Source organism: Actinocatenispora comari (assembly GCF_017312725.1).
GTDB classification, from domain to species: Bacteria; Actinomycetota; Actinomycetes; order Mycobacteriales; family Micromonosporaceae; genus Actinocatenispora; species Actinocatenispora comari.
This window is the reverse complement of sequence record NZ_BOPO01000087.1, coordinates 1-18,817: the sequence shown is the minus strand read 5'-3', so window position 1 is coordinate 18,817 and position 18,817 is coordinate 1. Positions and strand designations below refer to the sequence as shown.

Genomic DNA, 18,817 nt, shown 5'->3' with positions numbered 1-18,817 from the left:
CGCCCGTCGGCCCGGCTGCACGCGCCGGCCGGCGACGGGCTCGACGGCGCGGCGGCGCTCGCCGGCAGCACCGACCTCGGCCCGTACGGTGGGCTGCTGCGGGTGGTGACGCGGTGAGGACGGGCTGCGCCACGGTGCCGCTGCCGGTCACCGCACCGACCCCGATGGGCGGCTACGCCGGCCGCGTGGGCACCTCGACCGGTACCCGCGACCCGCTCGGCATCACCGCGCTCACCTGGTTCGACGGGCGGCGCCGGTTCGCTCTCGTACTGGCCGACCTGATCTGCGTGAACGCCGACGTGGTTGCGGCGGCGCGGGCGGCGACCGGCGACGTCGACGCGCTGTGGCTGGCGGCGAGCCACACCCACTCCGGCCCGGAGACCGGCTGCGTACCGGGCGGCACCGCGACCCCGCCGCCCTGGTCGCACCGGATACCGGCCGCGGTCGCCGGCGCCGTCGCCGCGGCGGTACGAACCGAGACCGACACCGTCGGCCGCTGGCGCACCGGCCTGCTGGCCGACGTCGGCTCGGTGCGCAGCGCGGCGCCGGGCCTCGCCCAGGTACCGCTGGATCTGGTCGAGGTGGTCGACGGCGCCGGCCGCCGGGCCGGGCTGCTGGTCGTGTTGCCGGTCCATCCCACCGTGCTGCCCGCGGCGAACCTGCTGGTCAGCGCCGACCTGGTGGGCGCGGTACGGGCAGCGCTGGCGCAGCGGCTCGGCCCGGACACCTGGCTCGCGGTGGCCACCGGCGCGGCCGGTGACATCAGTACCCGGCACACCCGGCGCGGCCACGGTGGCTCCGAACTGGAGCGCCTCGGCACCGCGGTCGCCGAGCACTGCCTGGCCGAGCTGGCCCGTCCGGCGGTACCGGCGTGGGGGGCAGGTGATCGCCTCGACTGGCGGGCCGGCCCCGCCCGGCTGGCGCCCAAACCGTCGTCGGCGGCCGACCACCGGGCGATGGTCGAGGCGGCGACCCGCGCGGTGGCCACCGCGCGGGCCGGCGGCGACCCGGCCGCGCTGCGCATCGCCGAGGGCGACCTGACCGGTGCGCGGCTGGCCAGTACCGCCGAGGTGCCGGAGCACGAGATCGACGCCGAGGTGGCCGCGGCGCGCATCGGTGCGCTGTCGCTCGCCGCGCTGCCCGGCGAGCCGTTCCTGGCGCTGGCGGGGGAGATCCGCCGGAACCGGCCGGGGCCGACCGCGGTGCTCGGCTACGCGAACGGCTACCCCGGCTACCTGCCGACCGAGGGCGCGTACGCCCAGCCGCGGTACGAGGTACTCGCCGCGGCCGCCGCGCCCGGCTCCGGCGAGCGACTCGCCGGGATCGCCGCCGACCTGCTCACCGACCTGGACGGAGCGCACCAGTGATCGATCAGGACGCCTACGCGGCCGTCGCCCGTACCGCCATCGACAGGTTCCTCGCCACCCAACGCGACGCGATCGCCGCCGCCGGCGAGGTGGTCGCCACCGCGCTGCTGGCCGGGGGAGTGTTGCAGGCCTTCGGCACCGGCCACTCCCGGGCGATCGCGCTGGAGCTCGCCGGCCGGGCGGGTGGCCTGGTGCCGGCCAACCAGCTGTCCATCCGGGACGTCGTCTACTACGGCGACGCGCAGCCCGGCGACATCCTCGATCCCCTGGTGGAGCGGGAGACCGGCCTGGCCGAACGGATCTGGAACCTGGCCCGGATCGAACCGGCCGACGTGTTCGTCATCGCGTCGAACTCCGGCGGCAACGCGGCGATCGTGGAGATGGCCCAGCTGGCCACGAGCCGCGGCCACCGGCTGGTCGCGATCACGTCGGTGGAGCACACCCGCGCCATCACCCCGCGCCACCCCAGCGGGCAGCGGCTGGCCGACCTGGCCGACGTGGTCATCGACAACTGCGCCCCGTACGGCGACGCCGCGCTCGAGCTGCCCGGCGGCGACCGGATCGGCCCGCTGTCCACCGTCACCGGCGCGCTCGCGGTGAACCTGCTGGTCGCGGAGGTGGCCGGCCGCTACCTGGCGGCCGGATCGGCGCCCCCGGTGTACCGGTCGCTCAACGCGCCGGGCAACGAGGACCGCAACGCCGCCCTGCTGGACCGCTACGCCGGCCGGGTCCGGCTCGGCGACGCCTGAGCGATGGCCCGCACCCGGCACGACCGGTACCCGGAGATCGACCTGCCCGCCGAGCTGGCCGCCGACCGCGGCAAGGGGGAGCAGCTGCGGGAGATCCTCGAGGCGATGGTGGCGCAGGAACCGCCGGGCACCCTGCTGCCGTCGGAGCGCTCCCTCGCCGAACGGTTCCACCTGGCCCGGATGACCGTCCGGCAGGCGATCGACGACCTTGCCGCCCGCGGGCTGGTGCGCCGGGTGACGGGTACCGGCACGTTCGTCGCGCAGCCACGGTTGTCGCACGGTACGACGGCGGGCTCGTTCAGCGACGACATGCGGCGGCGCGGGCTGACCCCCGGCGCCCGGGTCGTCTCGGTACGGGAGGACCCGGCGAGCGCGCTGGTGGCCGAGCGGCTGATGATCGCCGCCGGCGACCCGGTCGTCACCCTGGACCGGGTGCGCAGCGCGGACGGGCAGCCGATGGCGGTGGAGCAGACCCGGCTGCCGGCCGCGCGGTTCCCCGGCATCGCCGAGCTGATCACCGACGACGTGTCGCTGTACGGCGTGCTCGCCCGGCACTGGGACGTCCGGGTGCGGCACGCCAGCCACCGGGTCTCGGTGGTCGGCCTGCCCGCCGGCGACGCGGTACTGCTGGACGTGCCGCCCGGGCTGCCGTCGTTCCTGATCGAACGCACCGCGTACGACGAGGCGGGTGGCGTCATCGAGTGGGGCCGCTCGCGCTACCGCGGCGACCGCTACGACGTGGTCTTCGACACCACCCCCGACTGACCGACCCGCCGCCGAGGCCGTTCGGTTCCCCGGCGGGCGGCATCGTGCGCCTGCCCGTCGTCGCCGGTTCGGCGAGGCGTGGCGGTCGGGGCGGGCCACTAGATTGGGTCGGTGGACCTCTCCTTCCTCGGCACGCCGAGCGGCCCGCCGACCCGCGTGCACGGCGGCTACGCCAACCGGATGTACCGGCTCGACACCGAGCAGGGGTCGTTCGCCGTGAAGGAGCTGAACCTGTCCGACCGCCGCTGGCCCTACCGCGCCGACGACGTGTTCCGCTTCGAACGGGCCGCCTTCGCCGCCGGCGTCCCGATGGCCGAACCGATCTCGGCCGGTACCGACACGCTGGTCCACCGATGGGTCGACGGCGAGAGAGTGCCCGAGGAACCGGCGCCCGCGGCGTACGCGTTCGAGGTCGGTGAGGTTCTCGCCCGCATCCACGCGCTCGACGTGGGGTGGCCCCGCGTACCGGTCGAGGAGCCGCCGGCGCGGGACTGGCCCGAGCTCGCCGAGCGGGCGACGGTGACCCGGCAGCCGTGGGCCGCCGAACTCGCCGGTCGGGTCGAGACGTTCCTCGCGATCGCCCGCTTCGTCGGCACCTGCGAACGACCGGGCCCCGTCGTGCTGACCCACCGGGACATCCAGCCGTGGAACCTGCTGTCCCGGCAGGGCCGGCCGGTCGTGCTCGACTGGGAGCTGTCCGGGAGGCTCGAGGTGTCCGGTGAGCTCGGCTCGACCGCGCTGAGCCTCGCGAAGGGGCCGGGCTTCGACGACATCCGGCCCGCCGTCTTCCGTGCGGTCCTCGACGGTTACCTGGCAGCGGGTGGGGCACTGCCGTCGTGGGGTCCCGGTTGGTTCGCGTACATGGTCGGCGGCTGGCTGGGGCACACGAGGTGGAACATCCTCCGGTGCCTCGCCGGTGTCGAGGCACCCACCGGACCCGACCTCGCGCTGTCGCACGAGGCCGTGCGCAACGGCGTGCGTGGCCTTCCCGACCTGTTCGGCCGGCTGGCGGAGTGGGAAGAGCTGCTGATGCCCTGAGGCGTGCCTATCGGTGCCGGGGAGACGGTCTCGCCGCGGCGGGGGAGTGCTGCTCGACGGACCCGACGAGGGCCGTCGACCTCGCGTGATGCGATGGTCGACGGCCCTTCGGTGCTGTCGGGACGGCGGGATTCGAACCCACGACCCCTTGACCCCCAGTCAAGTGCGCTACCAAGCTGCGCCACGTCCCGAGGCCGCGCTGCCGCGGCCATCACAGCGTAGCGTAGCCGCGTCCCGATAGTCCGCCGGGGACACCCGTCGCCGTGGTTGGCCTGGTTGTGCACGGGCGGTGCCTCGTCGGCCCAGGCGCACCTCACCATGGCCGACTTCGCTCCACTATCCAACCAGCTACCTAGGAAGCACTAAGGTGTAGTGCTGCGCACCACACCCGCCGAACCGGCCGCGAGCGCACCGTATGCGTGGCTGACCGACCGGCACGGCTACGATGGCGTCGCTAACCGGGGGAGCGGGGCGTCCAGCCGGGCGCGTCCTGGGTGCTGGCCCCGAGCAAGGCCGGAAGGGCCGCGGAGGGGAGGCCAGATGGCGCGCCGGTCGGTGTCGACCTCGTCGGTCGCGGCCGGTACGGGGCAGGTCGTGTCGCACCGGGTCTTCACCCTGCCGAACCTGGTCAGCTTGATCCGGCTCGCTGGTGTGCCGCTGTTCGTCTACCTGCTGCTGGTCGCGCACGAGACGATTGCCGCCCTGGTGGTGCTCGCGGTCGGCGCGTCCACCGATTGGGTCGACGGCCAGCTGGCCCGGCGGCTCAACCAGGTCACCCGGCTCGGTCAGTTGCTGGACCCGATCACCGACCGGGCGTACATCGTGGTCTCCGTGCTCGCCCTGACCGTGTCCGGCGCGGTGCCGTGGCAGCTGACCGCGGTACTGGTCGCCCGCGAGGCGGTGCTGGCCCTGTCGTTCCCGGTGCTGTGGCACCACGGGTACCAGTCGCCGCTGCAGGTGCACTACCTGGGCAAGACGGCGACGTTCGTGCTGATGTTCTCGTTCCCCGTGCTGCTGCTCGCCACGGTCGGCGGCGTCGTGCAGGCGGTGGCCCTACCGGTGGGCTGGGCGCTCGCGCTGTGGGGTGCGGCGCTCTACTGGTACGCCGGGGTGCTGTACCTGATTCAGGCGGCGCAGGTGGTGCGCGCGGCGAGGCGGAGCCTGCGGTGAGCGATCCGCTGGACCCGCCGAAGGGCGAACCGGCCGGCCCCGGCCCGACCGGCAGGACGTGGGGGAAGGCGTTCGGCGCCGATCTGCTCGCCCGGCTGTACGAGACGTCGCTGGAGCCGGGGTACGCGGCCGCGGCGGAGAAGCGGCGGCGGGAGGGTCCGCAGCGGCCGTCCGCGCGGCGACTCGGCAAGGCCGGTACGGCGGCGATGGCGTTGCTGTTCGGGGTGCTGGTGGCGGTGACCTACCGGCATGCGGTGGCCGCCGAGCCGGAGTCGCATCGCACCCACGATCAGCTCGTTGGTGAGGTGAAGAGCCAGCGTGCCGAGACGGACGCGTTGCAGCGGCGGGCGGATCGGTTGCGGGCGCAGGTGTCGCACCAGCGCGACGAGGCGTTGTCGCTGGCCGGCGGGGACGAGGCGGCCCGGCTGCACGCGCTGGAGGCGGCGAACGGGTTGGACAAGGTGCGTGGACCGGGATTGACGGTGACGTTGACCGATGCGCCGACGCCGAAGGATCCGGTGACCGGCAAGGAGAGTTCGGAGAACCTGGGCCGGGTGCTGGACGTGGACATCCAGGAGGTGGTGAACGAGCTGTGGCGCGACGGTGCGGAGGCGGTGGCCGTCGACGGGCAGCGGCTGGGCGCCACCTCGACGATCCGTACCGCGGGGGAGGCGATTCTGGTGGACTTCCGGCCGGTGAACAGCCCGTACCGGATCACGGTGATCGGTCCGGGTTCGATGGGTGAGCGGTTCGGGTCGTCGGCCACCGACGCGCGGTACGAGGGGTTCGTGAAGCGGTACCAGATGGGGTTCTCGGTGCAGCGTTCGGCGCAGGTGACGCTGCCGGCGGCGGCCGACCAGCAGCTGCGGTACGCGCATCCGGTGCGTCCCGGTGGTTCGGCGTCGCCGTCGCCGTCGGCGTCGGGTACCGGGGGTGGCCGATGATCGCGTTGATCGCCCTGGTGGTGGGGGTGGTCGTCGGGTTCGCGCTGGAGCCGACGGTGCCGACGGGACTGCAGGCGTACCTGCCGATCGCGGTGGTGGCGGCGCTGGATGCGGTGACCGGCGGGGTGCGGGCGTGGCTGCGCAAGGAGTTCAACGACAAGCAGTTCGTCATCTCGTTCGTGTCGAACGTGTTGGTGGCGGCGCTGATGGTGTACCTGGGTGACAAGTTGGGTGTGGGCGCGCAGCTGTCGACCGGTGTGGTGGTGGTGTTGGGGATGCGCATCTTCGCGAACGTGGCGGCGATCCGGCAGACGTTGTTCAAGGCGTGACGATGGCCGACCATCAGGAACCGAACGACGCCGGCACGGACCCGGCCGCGTCTCCCCAGCAGCCCGAGTCCCCGGAGCGGCCGGACCAGTCTCCGACCGAGGACTCCGCGGAGCCGCGGGCGGGGACCGATGACCCGCGGGCCGATGAGCCGCGGGACGATGCCGCCGGCGAGGCGGGCCGGGACGAGTTGCCGCCGGTGCGGTGGTGGACGCACCGGTTGCCGCGCCGGTCGGCGGCGCTGATCGGGGTGCTGGTGGCGTTGCTGGGGTTCGCGCTGGCGGTGCAGGTCAACAGCAACGATTCCGACCAGGCGTTGGCGGGCGCCCGGCAGGAGGATCTGGTGCGGATCCTGGACACGTTGGATTCGCGCAAGGAGCGGCTGCAGCAGGAGATCGCGTCGTTGAACTCGCAGCGGCAGCAGATCTCGTCGACCGAGCAGGGTCGGGCGGAGGCGTTGAAGGAGGCGCGGCAGCGCGCGGACGATCTGGGGATCCTGGCCGGTACGTTGCCGGCGGAGGGCCCGGGGTTGTCGGTGGTGTTCTCCGGTGGCAAGGACGGGGTCGGCGCGAGCGTGTTGCTGGACGCGGTGGAGGAGCTGCGCGGCGCGGGCGCGGAGGCGATGCAGGTCGAGGGTTCGTCCGGTGGTGCGGTGCGGATCGTGGCGTCGACGGCGTTCGTGGACGGTTCGGGTCGGGCGGTGTTGGTGGACGGGAACCGGTTGTCGGCGCCGTTGACGTTGTCGGTGATCGGGGACGGTTCGACGATGCAGGCGGCGTTGAACATCCCGGGTGGGGTGGTGGACACGGTGCGGCAGGCGGGTGGTCGGGTGAGTGTGCGGCAGCCGTCGGTGGTGCAGGTGTCGGTGACCCGGTCGGCCCCGGCGGCGCGGTATGCCCGCCCGGTGTCGTAGCCGCTGGTTGTCGTACATTGACGGGGTTCGCCGGCGCAGGCCGGTGGTGGGGTGGCCCGGTTGCCGTGGGTGCGGCGGCCTTGGTGCGTTGAGAGGACACAGCGGTGATTCCCGACGATCTGCGGTACACGGCGGAGCACGAGTGGGTGCGGGCCTCGGGCAGCACGGTGCGGGTGGGTATCACGCACTTCGCGCAGGACTCGCTGGGTGATGTGGTGTTCGTCGAGTTGCCGGAGCCGGGTGCCGCGGTGACCGCGGGCCAGGCGGTGGGCGAGATCGAGTCGACCAAGAGCGTCTCGGACGTGTACTCGCCGGTGACCGGCACGGTGTCGGCGCGCAACGAGGCGTTGGGTGATTCGCCGGATCTGATCAACCGTGAGCCGTACGGCGAGGGTTGGATGCTGGAGATCGAGGTGTCGGATCCGGCGGAGCTGGACGGGCTGCTGGATGCGGCGGCGTACGAGAAGGTCACCGGCGAAGGCTGAGGTGCCGTCGGTGCCTGGCCGCGCGTAGTGTTGAGGCTGCTGGTTGGTTCCGGCGTGGGCCGGGTCCGCCCGGTGCAGGCGGTGGCTGGTGTGCGGGCCACCGAGGATCGCGATGGTCTTGAGGTGGTCCGATGACCCGGCCCGACGACGAGTTCCCCCCACTCGACGTCACCTCGACGTTGAACATCGGCGCGCTGGAGGACATGCTCGACAGCGCGGCCGAGGCTGAGGTCGTGCCGACCCGGCTGGCGCGGTCGTTGCCGCCGGGGACGGCGTTGCTGGTGGTGCGGCGGGGTCCGAACGCGGGTGCGCGGTTCCTGCTCGATCATGATGTGACGACCAGTGGTCGGCATCCGGACAGCGACATCTTCCTGGACGACGTGACGGTGTCGCGTCGGCATGCGGAGTTTCATCGGGAGACCGGCGTGTTCGCGGTGCGTGACGTGGGCAGTTTGAACGGAACGTATGTCAACCGGGAGCGGGTCGAGACGGCTACCCTGAGCAATGGCGATGAGGTACAGATCGGTAAGTTCCGGTTGGTTCTGATCGCCGGTCCGAGGGCGGACGACGCGTAGGGGGCGCAGTGGCCGGGTCCGAGGGCTCGTCGGCGCGGGTGTCCGATGGGGCGCGTGCGTCGATGAGCATCGGTGAGGTGCTTGCTCATCTTCGGGGTGAGTTCCCGGACACCACGATTTCGAAGTTGCGGTTCCTGGAGTCCGAGGGGCTGGTGGAGCCGGAGCGCACTCCGTCGGGTTACCGGAAGTACTCGTGGGACGACGTGTCCCGGTTGACCTACATCCTGACCGCGCAGCGGGATCACTACCTGCCGTTGCGGGTGATCCGGGAGCATCTGGCGGCGATGGACGAGGGCCGGTTGCCGCCGGGTGGTGCGGTGGTGTCGCGGCCGCCGTTGGTGGCGGTGGAGCAGTTGCCAACGGCGCAGGATTTCCGGCCGGTGTCCGTGGATGTTCGGCTGTCACGGGCGGAGCTGGCGGATCAGGCCGGGATCGACGACGCGCAGCTGCGGGAGTTGGAGCAGTTCGGGTTGGTGTCGGCGCGGTCGGGTTACTACGACGCGGATGCGTTGGAGATCGCGAAGGTGGTCGGGCTGTTGGCGCCGTTCGGGGTGCAGGCGCGGCATCTGCGGGCGTACCGGTCGGCGGCGGATCGGGAGATCGGGTTGTTCGAGCAGGTGGTGGCTCCGCTTGCGCGGCAACGGAATCCGCAGGCGCGGGCGGCGGCGGCGGAGACGGTGCGGGAGTTGGCGGCGTTGTCGTTGCGGTTGCATGCGGCGTTGGTGCAGGCGGGGCTGCGCGGCACGGTGGGCGGGTAGCCGCTGCGGCCGGGCGGCCCGGTTCGTGTCGGCTTGGGGCCGTTGGGGCTGGGCCGGACGGTGGCCCGGCTCGGCGTGTACCGTGCTAGGGAGACGCGGGATTTCCCTGTTCGTTGGCTGCCCGGTCCGAAAGCGTGGCGGTGACGGATGCGTGCGGTGGCGTTGGTGTCGGTCCCGGTTGGCCGTGCGGGTGGGGACGTCCGGGAACGACGGAGGCGGCGGTGCAGGAGCTCAGCGTGGTGGGTGTCCGGGTGGAGTTGCCGGGCAACCAACCGATCGTCCTACTGAAAGAGGCCTCGGGGGATCGGTATCTGCCGATCTGGATCGGTGCTGTGGAGGCGACGGCGATCGCTTTCGAGCAGCAGGGGGTGAAGCCGGCCCGGCCGCTGACGCACGATCTGCTGCGGGACGTGTTGACGGCGTTGGGGACTCCGTTGCAGCTGGTGGAGATCACCGAGTTGAAGGACACGGTGTTCTATGCCGAGTTGGTGATCGGTGACGGGGTGCGGGTGTCGGCTCGGCCGTCGGATGCGATCGCGTTGGCGTTGCGGGTGGGCGCGACGATCCAGTGTTCGGAGCAGGTGCTGGATGCGGTGGGCATCGTGATTCCGGACGAGCAGGAGGACGAGGTCGAGCGGTTCCGCGAGTTTCTCGATCAGGTGAGCCCGGAGGATTTCGCCGGCTGAGGCGGCTGCTGTTGCTATGGTGGCGCGCCGCGGCCGGATCGCCTGGTGTTGTCGGCGTGTCGTGTCGTTGAGCGCCCGGCTGGCCTCAACCAGCGGTATAGGGTTCGGGTTGTCGCGGGTTCTGGCAGCTGGTTGACCCCGCGCCGCGGTGTTTCTACCGTCGAGGGTGGCGCGACGCTTCGTGGTCGGGCCGGTGCGCCCGGCAGTGTGGTGCGGGGAGGTTGTCACATGGACGAGCGGCGATCCGGGCAGCATGCGACTGATGGTGGCGTGGCCCAGGGTGTGTTGTTCGGGTCCGTGGACGGCGAGCTCGACGGCGACGGTGTCGGCTATCGCGGGGTGACGGCCTGCCATGCGGCGGGGATCAGTTACCGGCAGTTGGACTACTGGGCGCGGACGGGCCTGGTGGTGCCGAGTGTGCGGCCGGCGGCGGGTTCGGGCAGCCAGCGGTTGTACTCGTTTCGCGACATCGTGGTGTTGAAGGTGGTCAAGCGGCTGCTGGACGCGGGTGTCTCGTTGCAGAACATCCGGAAGGCGATCGATCAGCTGCGCTCGCGCGGCGTGGGTGATCTGGCCCAGATCACCCTGATTTCCGACGGTACGACGGTGTACGAGTGCCGTTCGCCGGAGGAGGTGGTCGACCTGCTGCAGGGCGGCCAGGGTGTGTTCGGGATCGCGATCGGCGGTGCGTTCTCGGAGATTCGTGGCTCGCTGGCCACGTTGCCGGCGGAGCCGGCGGCCGGGGTGGATGCGCCGGTGTCGGCGGCGGGTGACGAGTTGGCCGCGCGGCGTGCGGCGCGCCGGCACGCGGGCTGAGCCGCGGCGGGTGTGGCGGGCCGGTCGGCCGGTGCCGCTGGTACGGTTCAAGGAAGCTGTTGACCCGTGTGGGAGAGACCGCCCGGCCGGTTGGTCGGGGGCGCCGAAGGGGCAATTCCTCCCCGGAACCTCTCAGGCAAAAGGACCGCTCGGGTAGGCGTCTCTGGAGAGTAGGTGGCCGTTGGCCGCCTCACCGACGGGGTAAGTCCGCGATGCGGGTGAAGCTCTCAGGTTTCGTGGACAGAGGGGGAGGACGCTGGCGCGGGCGTGTGCCCGCATGGTGGCGACCTCCTGGAGATCGTGATGACCGATCGGGCACCGGCGCAACGCGGCCCGGAGATTGACGAGACCGCCGGCCTGGGCGGGGTGGCGGCGGTGCCGTTCGCGGCCCGGCACATCGGGCCCGGTGCGGCCGAGCAGCAGCGGATGCTGGCCGAGGTGGGGTACTCCTCGATGGCGGAGCTGCTGGCTGCGGCGATGCCGGAGACGATCCTGACCCGGCAGGCGTTGAAGTTGCCGCCGGCGGCGGGTGAGGCGGAGGTGACCGGCGAGCTGCGCCGGTTGGCGGACGCGAACCGCACCATGGTGCAGATGATCGGCCTGGGCTATTACGGCACGCACACGCCGGCGGTGATTCTGCGTAACGTGCTGGAGAACCCGGCGTGGTACACGGCGTACACGCCGTACCAGCCGGAGATCAGCCAGGGCCGGTTGGAGGCGCTGCTGAACTTCCAGACGGTGATCGAGGACCTGACCGGGCTGGCGGTGGCGGGGGCGTCGCTGCTGGACGAGGCCACGGCGGCGGCCGAGGCGATGACGCTGGCGCGCCGGGCGAACAAGAAGTGCTCGTCGCCGGTGTTTCTGGTGGATGCCGACGTGTTCCCGCAGACCCTGGCGGTGTTGCGGACCCGGGCGTTGCCGCTGGGTATCGAGGTGCGGGTGGCGGAGCTGTCGGCGGGGCTGCCGGACGGCGAGTTCTTCGGCCTGCTCACGCAGTACCCGGGGGCGTCGGGCCGGGTGGTCGACCAGGAGGCGTTGTTCGCCGCGGCGCACGAGCGGGGCGCGCTGGTGACGGTGGCGGCGGACCTGCTGGGGCTGTGCCTGCTGCGCCCGCCGGGTGCGGTCGGCGCGGACGTGGTGGTCGGGTCGGCGCAGCGGTTCGGGGTGCCGATGGGTTTCGGTGGCCCGCACGCCGGGTTCATGTCGGTACGCAAGGGTCTGGAGCGGATGCTGCCGGGCCGGCTGGTGGGGGTCAGCAAGGACGCCGACGGGGCGGTGGCGTACCGGTTGGCGTTGCAGACCCGGGAGCAGCACATCCGCCGGGAGAAGGCGACGAGCAACATCTGCACCGCGCAGGTGCTGCTGGCGGTGATGGCCAGCATGTACGCGGTGTACCACGGGCCGGACGGGTTGCGGCGGATCGCGGCGCGCACGCACCGGCTGGCGACGATCCTCGCGGCCGGGTTGCGTACCGGCGGGGTCGAGGTGGTGCACGAGGCGTTCTTCGACACGGTGTCGGCGCGGGTGCCGGGTGGTGCGGCGCAGGTGGTGGCGGCGGCCCGGGACGCGGGGATCAACCTGCGGCTGGTGGACGCCGACACGGTCGGTATCGCCTGTGACGAGACGACCGGTGACGGTGACCTGCTGGCGGTGTGGCGGGCGTTCAGCATCGACGTGCCGTCGATCTCCGAGGTCGACGCGCAGTGCGGCGAGCCGCTGCCGGCGGCGCTGCTGCGTACCGCGGACTACCTGGCGCATCCGGTGTTCGCGGCGCACCGGTCGGAGACGGCGATGCTGCGGTACCTGCGGGATCTGGCCGACAAGGACTACGCGCTGGACCGCGGGATGATCCCGCTGGGTTCGTGCACGATGAAGCTGAACGCGACCACGGAGATGGAGCCGATCACCTGGCCGCAGTTCGCGTCGATCCACCCGTTCGCGCCGGCCGACCAGACGGAGGGGTACCGGGAGCTGATCGACGACCTGTGCCGCTGGCTGGCGGAGGTGACCGGCTACGACGCGGTGAGCCTGCAGCCCAACGCCGGCAGCCAGGGTGAGCTGGCCGGGCTGCTCGCGATCCACGGCTACCACCAGGCGCGGGGGCAGTCGCAGCGCGACGTGTGCCTGATCCCGTCGTCGGCGCACGGTACGAACGCGGCGTCGGCGGTGATGGCCGGGATGCGGGTGGTGGTCGTGGCCTGCGACGACGACGGCAACGTGGATCTGGCCGACCTGGACGCGAAGATCGCCGCGCACGCCGACACGCTGGCGGCGATCATGGTGACCTACCCGTCGACGCACGGGGTGTACGAGCAGCAGATCGCGCAGCTGTGCGGCAAGGTGCACGACGCCGGTGGCCAGGTGTACGTGGACGGGGCGAACCTCAACGCGCTGCTCGGGTTCGCCAAGCCCGGCCGGTTCGGTGCGGACGTGTCGCACCTGAACCTGCACAAGACGTTCTGCATCCCGCACGGCGGGGGTGGGCCGGGGGTGGGGCCGGTGGCGGCACGGGAGCATCTGGCGCCGTACCTGCCGGGGCATCCGATGCTGGCGGGCAACGACCCGCAGCGGCCGACGGTGTCGGCGGCGCCGTACGGGTCGGCGGGGATCCTGCCGATCTCGTGGGCGTACCTGCGGCTGATGGGCCCGGACGGGCTGGCCGCGGCGACCGGCACGGCGGTACTGGCGGCGAACTACCTGGCGGCGCGGCTGCGGCCGCACTTCCCGGTGCTGTACGCGGGGGCGAACGGGCTGGTCGCGCACGAGTGCATCGTGGACCTGCGGCCGGTGACGAAGTCGTCCGGGATCAGCGTCGACGACGTGGCGAAGCGGCTGATCGACTACGGGTTCCACGCGCCGACGATGTCGTTCCCGGTGGCGGGGACGTTGATGGTGGAGCCGACCGAGAGCGAGGACCTCGCGGAGCTGGACCGGTTCGTCGAGGCGATGATCGCGATCCGCGGCGAGATCGCGAAGGTCGAGTCGGGTGAGTGGTCGGCGGAGGACAATCCGCTGGTCAACGCGCCGCACACGGCGCGGATGCTGACCGCCGACGACTGGCCGCACAAGTATTCGCGGCGGGAGGCCGGCTACCCGAACGGGGACGGTGCCCGGCAGAAGTACTGGTCGCCGGTGCGTCGGATCGACGGTGCGTTCGGCGACCGCAACCTGGTGTGTTCGTGCCCGCCGCCGGAGGCGTTCACGGACTGAAACCCACGGGCCGCCGTCTGGCCCGCCGGTGGGTGGGTCAGGCGGCGTGCGCCGGGCTGCGGTGCGGTGCGGGGCCGCGGTGCGGGGTGATGGGGCTGCCGTCGGGTAGCAGCTGGCCGGTGTCGTCGAACAGCACCACCCCGTTGCACAGCAGGCTCCAGCCCTGCTCGGGGTGGGTGAACAGGACTCTGGCCGCGTCGCGCGCCGGATCGTCGGCGGCCGGGCAGGGCGGCTGGTGCTGACACATGGTGTGGGTCTCCCGTGGTGATGGTGGTGGCGGGGCGCCGTCGCCGCGCCGTGCACGCCTCATGGTGACGCGCCACATCAACCGAACGACGTGACGTGGCCGCGGTGACGGCCCGGATCCGCCCGAACGGGTGCCGTGTGATCGTTGGGCCACCGGCCCGGGCCGGTGGTGCTACCGCAGCGGTCAGTCGGAGGTGGGTGGGGCGCCGCTGAACAGCGCCGTCAGCAGCACCTTGGACACCTCGGTGGGGCTGCTCGCGGCGTACGTGCGGCCACCGGAGGCCTGCGAGATCGTCTGCAGCGACGACAGGTCGACGCCGCTGCCGTACCCGACGGTCACCACCGGCAGCGGATGGTTCTTGTCGGCGCCGGCGTTGAGGGTGCTGGTCAGCTCGGCCAGGCCGGTCTTGCTGGCGGAGTCGTTGCCGGAGCCGGTGACCACCACGATCCGGTTGCTGGCGTCGTTCTGGTAGTGCTGGCGCATCATCTTGTACGCGGCGGCGACCGTGTCGTACAGGGTGGGTTCGCCGACCGGTTCGAGCTGGTCGAGCGCGTTGTTGATGGCGACGCGTCTGGTGGTGCCCTGGTAGGTGCCGTTGAGGGTGTCGACCGGCACGATCTGCTCGTAGTCGGCGGAGTCGCCCTTGACGTGGCTGGCGTAGTCCCACAGGCCCAGCCGCGCGCCCGGCCCGAACAGGGTGATCGCCTCGGCGACGGCGTCGCCGGCCAGTTGCAGCTTGGTCTTGTTGGTGCCGGCGACCTTCTGCCCCATGCCGGCGGACACGTCCATGATCAGCAGCACGTTGCTGTCCCGGGAGATCGACGTCCACATCGACACGGTCTGCGACACCGAGTCGGGGCTCATCACCTTGCGCGGCAGCGTGGGCACCTTGCGGTCGACGCCGTTGGCGGCGGTCATCAGCGGGCCGGGCCGGCGGGACGCGTCCCGGTAGCCGGCGTCGCGGAACGCCTTCTTCGCGGTGTCCGACCGCAGGTCGGTCAGGAACTTGTGGGCGATGTCGGTGCGGACCCGCTGGGCGTCGTCGTTGATGCTCGGGGTCGTCTGGTGCGACCAGCTCAGCGTCAGGTAGGGGAAGTCGGCGTCGGCGCTGCCGTCGGACGGGTACACCGCGGTCAGCGGCACCTTCGGCCCGTCCTGGTTGTAGCTGATCACGTCCTGTTCCAGGGCGGGGAACGCCGACACCGTCTTGAGCACCGCGGTGGTGCTGCTGGAGTCGGCCGACTCCAGCTTCTGGATCACCTGCTGGGTGTCGGTCGGGTGGGCGGCGCCCACCTGCCAGATCTGGTTGAGGCTCAGCCGCTCGGCGGTGGAGATGTCGCCGTCGTCGTTGGCGTCGGCCATCGCGGTCACCGCGTGCAGCCCGGCGGTGGAGGTGGTGGCGTCGGTCATGTCGACCCGGATGCCGCCCCAGCTGGCGTGCCCGTACTTCGCCCACACCTTGCCGGCGTACTCGGTGGCGAGCTGGTTCCAGGTCAGCTTCGGGGCGACCTTCTTCATCACCTCGGCCATCGGCTTGGGCATCGCGATCACCGCGGGGCTGCGGGCCAGGCTGGGCCGCCGCTCGGGCAGCATCCGCGCCGCGTCCGGGCGCGAGGCCGCCAGCTGCATCCACAGGCTGGACTCGGGCACCCAGGCGTCCGGGCGGGTGCCGTCGGTGCGGGGGTCCCAGCTGGGCGCCAGTGCCGCCGCCACCGACGCGGAGTCGCGCGGGACGACGCTGATCTTCGCGCAGTGCCCGTCGACCGCCGGGCTGCCCTGCATCCAGGTCTGCGCCTGCTTGTCGATGATGCTGGACACGGCCGGATCGGCGTAGACGGTGGCGGTGACGGCGCTGCCGCCGCAGCCGCGGGTCACCAGCACCACCCAGGTGGTCGTCAGGCCGGCCAGGACCAGCACGCAGATCGCGGTGATGATGATCCACGGCGCGATGACCAGATGCTTGCCGATCCTGCGCCGGTGGGAGCGTAGGCCGCCCTTGGCGTGGTTGCCACGCGGCACGTCGCCTCCCTGGGGGTGTGGGAACGCCGACGGCAGCGGCCGCCGAATCTGGCACAGTGTAGGGCGTGCCGAGGCAGCCGGCGCGGCCGCGCGGGTACCGGGGGTGAAACGGCTCGCACAGCCGCCGTTCAGCCGATCTGCGGCAGCTCCGCCAGCCGGGCCTCCACCTCGGCCAGTTCGCGGCGCAGCTGCTCGGCCCGCTCCGCGGCGGCGTCACGGGCCGCAGCGACGATCTCACCGACCGCGTCGCTGACCGCGGGTGCGTCGAGCAGCTCCACCATCCGCAGCGCGTCGGCCGCCCGCACCGGGGTGGGTTTGGCCAGCACCCGCGAACCGCGCTGCGCCTGCACCGACCAGTCGCCGTCCTGCCAGGTCAGCGTGACCGACAGCTCGGCCGGGCCCTTCGCCTTGCCGCGCCGCGCGGCCGGGCGCGCGGCGGCCGGCTTCGGCTCGGCGTCGGCGGGTTTCGCGGCCTGGACCGCGGGTTTCGGGGCGGCGACGGCGGCGGTCGCGGGCGGCTGCACGCTGCTGGCGGCGGCCGGTCGGGACGCGTCGGAGGCCGGCTCCGCCGGCCTGGCCGCGGCCGGTTTCGCGGCCGCGGGCTTCGCCGGCCGGCGCGGCGCCTTGCCGGGCAACTGCAGGTCACCGGGCGCGAACTCCAGCTTGTCGCGGCCGAACCGGACACTGATGTACTCGTCGGCGGCGGCCGGGTCACCGACCGCGGTGACCTGACCGGTCTGGCCGGCGATCTGCCCGGCGGCGGCGGTGAACACCACCTTGGGGCGCCGCCCGGATGACACCGCGCTGCGCAGCGTCTCGATGTCGTCTACCGACAGTCCTCGGGGGGCGGCCATGGCACCCAACCTCCTGATCGTGATGTGTTTCGCGGGTCGTGCTGATTGATACCAGCACCCTGCGACATCGCGACGGTCAGTCCGGTACGTACCGGCCGGTTCGAGCGTCACAGGATCAGGCTGGCCACCATGATCAGGCCCAGGCCGACCACCGAGATGATCGTCTCCATCACCGACCAGCTCTTGAACGTGTCCCCGACGCTCATCCCGAAGAACTCCTTGACCAGCCAGAACCCGGCGTCGTTGACGTGCGAGAAGAACAGCGAGCCGGCGCCGATCGCGAGCGCCACAAGCGGTTTGTTGACGGTGATGTCGGGGGAGGCGACCAGCGGGGCCATGATGCCGGCGGCCGTGACGGTGGCGACGGTGGCCGAACCGGTGGCGAGCCGGATCAGTACCGCCACACCCCAGGCCAGCAGCAGCGGCGACAGGTGACTGGTCTCGGCGGCCTTCTTGATCGCATCCGCGATGCCGGAGTCGATCAGGATCTGCTTGAAGCCGCCGCCGGCGCCGATGATCATCAGGATGCCGGCGGCCGGCAGCAACGCGTCGCCGACGTACTCGGTGATCTTCCTGCCGCCGAAGCCGCGCAGCACGCCGAAGGTGAACATGGCGACGATCAGCGAGATCAGCAGCGCCACGATCGGTTCGCCGATGAAGTCGGCCCACTTCAGCAGGCCGGAGTTCTTCGGCAGGATGATCTCGGCCAGGGTGCGCAGCAGCATCAGCGCCACCGGCAGCAGGATCGTGAACAGGGTGGTACCGAAGCTCGGCGGGTTGTCGACCCGGCGGGTCTGCGCGACCTGGTCGAGCAGCTTCTGCGTCGGGTGCGGGTGCGCGAACCGGGCCGCGACCCGCGCGAACAGCGGGCCGGCGATGATCACCGTGGGGATCGCGATGATCAGCCCGATCAGCAGCGTCTGCCCCAGGTCGGCGTGGATGGCGCTGATGGCGACCAGCGGACCGGGGTGCGGCGGTACCAGGCCGTGCAGCACCGACAGGCCGGCCAGCGCCGGGATGCCGACCATGATGTACACGTTGCTGCGGCGTACCGCGCCCTCCTGCTCGGTGCCCTCGAAGTGGTGCTGCACCTCCCGCGCCATGGTCAGGATCAGCGGCAGCAGCAGCACCAGGCCGATCTCGAAGAACATCGGGATGCCGATGATGCCGGCGACCAGCGCCATGATCCAGGGCACCGAGCGGGGTTTGGCGTGCCGGAGCAGGGTGTCGGCGATCTGTTGGGCGCCACCGGACTCCGACAGCAGCTTGCCGAGCATGGTGCCCAGCGCGATGACCACGCCGACGTTGCCCAGTACCGATCCGACGCCGGTCTCGAACGAGACGGCGACCTTGTCGGGTGACAGGTCGCCGGTGATCAGGCCGGCGACCAGGCCCATGAACAGCGAGCCGATCATCAGCGCCAGGAACGCGTGCATCTTGATCTTCGTGGTGATCAGCACGATCACCAGCACGATCGCGGCCAGCGCGGAGACCATCAGCAGCGTGTCTTGCGTGGTCCACATCGGTGACCACCCCATCCGAGTCGACGGCGACATCCGAATCGACGAGCATGGTTCGGCGGCCGTACAACGGCCGCCTTGGTGATCTTTGTACACCCTTTGGGCGGGCTGATGTGCTTTTAGCGCCGTCCCTCATGGGGTCAGGAGCCGTCCGCGGCGGGGGCGGACAGCCGCGCCAGCGCCGTGGTCAGGTTGGTGACCTGCTCGGTCAGCTGCGCCGACTGGGCGCGCAGCCCGGCCAGCTCGGCCCGGGCGGCGGCGAGTTCGTCGACCAGTTCGGCGCGTCGGGCCTCCGCCGCCGCGGCGGCGGTCTCGGCGGCCTGCGCCCGGCTGGTGGCCGCCTGCCGCTCGGTGATGGCGTCGGCCTCGGCGCG

18 protein-coding genes, 1 tRNA gene, 1 pseudogene and 2 riboswitches are annotated in these 18,817 nt (G+C 71.9%); of the genes and pseudogenes, 14 read left to right on the top strand and 6 right to left on the bottom strand.

Annotated features, from left to right (window positions below):
• Window positions 1–113: 113 nt before the first annotated feature.
• From NUM_RS22585 to NUM_RS22570, 4 genes are all read left to right on the top strand, one after another.
• Window positions 114–1,367, top strand: a complete 1,254-nt coding sequence (locus NUM_RS22585) for a hypothetical protein (RefSeq protein ID WP_207126912.1) — start codon at window positions 114–116, stop codon at window positions 1,365–1,367.
• A complete protein-coding gene (locus NUM_RS22580) occupies window positions 1,364–2,116 on the top strand; it encodes a sugar isomerase domain-containing protein (RefSeq protein WP_207126911.1) in 753 nt (250 codons plus the stop codon). The genes NUM_RS22585 and NUM_RS22580 overlap by 4 nt, the downstream gene beginning before the upstream one ends.
• A 3-nt stretch (window positions 2,117–2,119) precedes the next feature.
• On the top strand, window positions 2,120–2,881 hold the full coding sequence (locus NUM_RS22575) for a GntR family transcriptional regulator (RefSeq protein WP_207126910.1): 762 nt from the start codon (window positions 2,120–2,122) through the stop codon (window positions 2,879–2,881).
• 111 nt (window positions 2,882–2,992) lie between these two features.
• On the top strand, window positions 2,993–3,919 hold the full coding sequence (locus NUM_RS22570; RefSeq protein ID WP_207126909.1) for a phosphotransferase family protein: 927 nt from the start codon (window positions 2,993–2,995) through the stop codon (window positions 3,917–3,919).
• A gap of 117 nt (window positions 3,920–4,036) precedes the next feature.
• Here the strand turns inward: NUM_RS22570 and NUM_RS22565 are convergent.
• A tRNA-Pro gene (locus tag NUM_RS22565) sits at window positions 4,037–4,110 on the bottom strand.
• Between the two features lie 364 nt (window positions 4,111–4,474).
• Between NUM_RS22565 and NUM_RS22560 the strand changes: the two genes are divergently transcribed.
• The 10 genes from NUM_RS22560 (at window position 4,475) to gcvP (ending at window position 13,803) form a co-directional block, all read left to right on the top strand.
• Entirely contained in the window at window positions 4,475–5,089 is a 615-nt protein-coding gene (locus NUM_RS22560; protein WP_370467038.1) for a CDP-alcohol phosphatidyltransferase family protein, read from the top strand.
• Window positions 5,086–6,033 carry a DUF881 domain-containing protein gene (locus NUM_RS22555; RefSeq protein ID WP_207126907.1) on the top strand — a complete coding sequence of 316 codons (948 nt, stop codon included), beginning with the start codon at window positions 5,086–5,088 and terminating at the stop codon, window positions 6,031–6,033. The genes NUM_RS22560 and NUM_RS22555 overlap by 4 nt, the downstream gene beginning before the upstream one ends.
• Window positions 6,030–6,362, top strand: coding sequence for a small basic family protein (locus NUM_RS22550; RefSeq protein WP_030446078.1), 333 nt, complete (start codon window positions 6,030–6,032; stop codon window positions 6,360–6,362). Before NUM_RS22555 ends, NUM_RS22550 begins: the two co-directional genes overlap by 4 nt.
• Before the next feature lie 2 nt (window positions 6,363–6,364).
• Complete coding sequence (locus NUM_RS22545; RefSeq protein WP_207126906.1) at window positions 6,365–7,273, top strand: DUF881 domain-containing protein; 909 nt, start codon at window positions 6,365–6,367, stop codon at window positions 7,271–7,273.
• A gap of 104 nt (window positions 7,274–7,377) precedes the next feature.
• Window positions 7,378–7,758 (top strand): glycine cleavage system protein GcvH, encoded by a 381-nt coding sequence (gene gcvH / locus NUM_RS22540; protein ID WP_207126905.1) that lies wholly within the window; start codon window positions 7,378–7,380, stop codon window positions 7,756–7,758.
• 131 nt (window positions 7,759–7,889) lie between these two features.
• Window positions 7,890–8,333, top strand: coding sequence for an oxoglutarate dehydrogenase inhibitor Odhl (gene odhI / locus NUM_RS22535; RefSeq protein WP_207126904.1), 444 nt, complete (start codon window positions 7,890–7,892; stop codon window positions 8,331–8,333).
• 62 nt (window positions 8,334–8,395) lie between these two features.
• Entirely contained in the window at window positions 8,396–9,091 is a 696-nt protein-coding gene (gene ftsR / locus NUM_RS22530; RefSeq protein ID WP_207126903.1) for a transcriptional regulator FtsR, read from the top strand.
• Window positions 9,092–9,312: 221 nt separating this feature from the next.
• Window positions 9,313–9,777 (top strand): bifunctional nuclease family protein, encoded by a 465-nt coding sequence (locus NUM_RS22525; protein ID WP_030446073.1) that lies wholly within the window; start codon window positions 9,313–9,315, stop codon window positions 9,775–9,777.
• Window positions 9,778–10,005: 228 nt separating this feature from the next.
• Window positions 10,006–10,593, top strand: coding sequence for a MerR family transcriptional regulator (locus NUM_RS22520; RefSeq protein ID WP_207126902.1), 588 nt, complete (start codon window positions 10,006–10,008; stop codon window positions 10,591–10,593).
• 59 nt (window positions 10,594–10,652) lie between these two features.
• A riboswitch (glycine riboswitch) is annotated at window positions 10,653–10,751 on the top strand.
• Window positions 10,752–10,847, top strand: a riboswitch (glycine riboswitch).
• 112 nt (window positions 10,848–10,959) lie between these two features.
• Window positions 10,960–13,803: an aminomethyl-transferring glycine dehydrogenase gene (gene gcvP, locus NUM_RS22515; protein WP_207126914.1), complete on the top strand. Its 2,844-nt coding sequence runs from the start codon at window positions 10,960–10,962 to the stop codon at window positions 13,801–13,803.
• Window positions 13,804–13,840: 37 nt separating this feature from the next.
• Here gcvP and NUM_RS22510 read toward each other — a convergent pair whose 3' ends face one another.
• From NUM_RS22510 to NUM_RS22490, 5 genes and pseudogenes are all read right to left on the bottom strand, one after another.
• A complete protein-coding gene (locus tag NUM_RS22510; RefSeq protein ID WP_207126901.1) occupies window positions 13,841–14,050 on the bottom strand; it encodes a DUF5999 family protein in 210 nt (69 codons plus the stop codon).
• Window positions 14,051–14,233: 183 nt separating this feature from the next.
• On the bottom strand, window positions 14,234–16,069 hold the full coding sequence (locus NUM_RS22505) for a substrate-binding domain-containing protein (RefSeq protein ID WP_207126900.1): 1,836 nt from the start codon (window positions 16,067–16,069) through the stop codon (window positions 14,234–14,236).
• Between the two features lie 128 nt (window positions 16,070–16,197).
• A complete protein-coding gene (locus NUM_RS22500; protein WP_207126899.1) occupies window positions 16,198–16,923 on the bottom strand; it encodes a hypothetical protein in 726 nt (241 codons plus the stop codon).
• Between the two features lie 107 nt (window positions 16,924–17,030).
• Window positions 17,031–18,446: a GntT/GntP/DsdX family permease gene (locus NUM_RS22495; protein ID WP_225918773.1), complete on the bottom strand. Its 1,416-nt coding sequence runs from the start codon at window positions 18,444–18,446 to the stop codon at window positions 17,031–17,033.
• A 137-nt stretch (window positions 18,447–18,583) separates the two neighbouring features.
• A pseudogene (locus tag NUM_RS22490) lies at window positions 18,584–18,817 on the bottom strand (hypothetical protein); the annotation flags it as partial.

Bases quoted from the DNA above. Each gene is read 5' to 3' on its own strand.
- NUM_RS22575 (WP_207126910.1), top strand. From the start codon at position 2,120: ATGGCCCGCACCCGGCACGACCGGTACCCGGAGATCGACCTGCCCGCC.
- NUM_RS22550 (WP_030446078.1), top strand. From the start codon at position 6,030: ATGATCGCGTTGATCGCCCTGGTGGTGGGGGTGGTCGTCGGGTTCGCG.
- NUM_RS22545 (WP_207126906.1), top strand. From the start codon at position 6,365: ATGGCCGACCATCAGGAACCGAACGACGCCGGCACGGACCCGGCCGCG.
- odhI (WP_207126904.1), top strand. From the start codon at position 7,890: ATGACCCGGCCCGACGACGAGTTCCCCCCACTCGACGTCACCTCGACG.
- ftsR (WP_207126903.1), top strand. From the start codon at position 8,396: ATGAGCATCGGTGAGGTGCTTGCTCATCTTCGGGGTGAGTTCCCGGAC.
- NUM_RS22520 (WP_207126902.1), top strand. From the start codon at position 10,006: ATGGACGAGCGGCGATCCGGGCAGCATGCGACTGATGGTGGCGTGGCC.
- NUM_RS22510 (WP_207126901.1), bottom strand. From the start codon at position 14,050: ATGTGTCAGCACCAGCCGCCCTGCCCGGCCGCCGACGATCCGGCGCGC.
- NUM_RS22500 (WP_207126899.1), bottom strand. From the start codon at position 16,923: ATGGCCGCCCCCCGAGGACTGTCGGTAGACGACATCGAGACGCTGCGC.
- NUM_RS22495 (WP_225918773.1), bottom strand. From the start codon at position 18,446: ATGTGGACCACGCAAGACACGCTGCTGATGGTCTCCGCGCTGGCCGCG.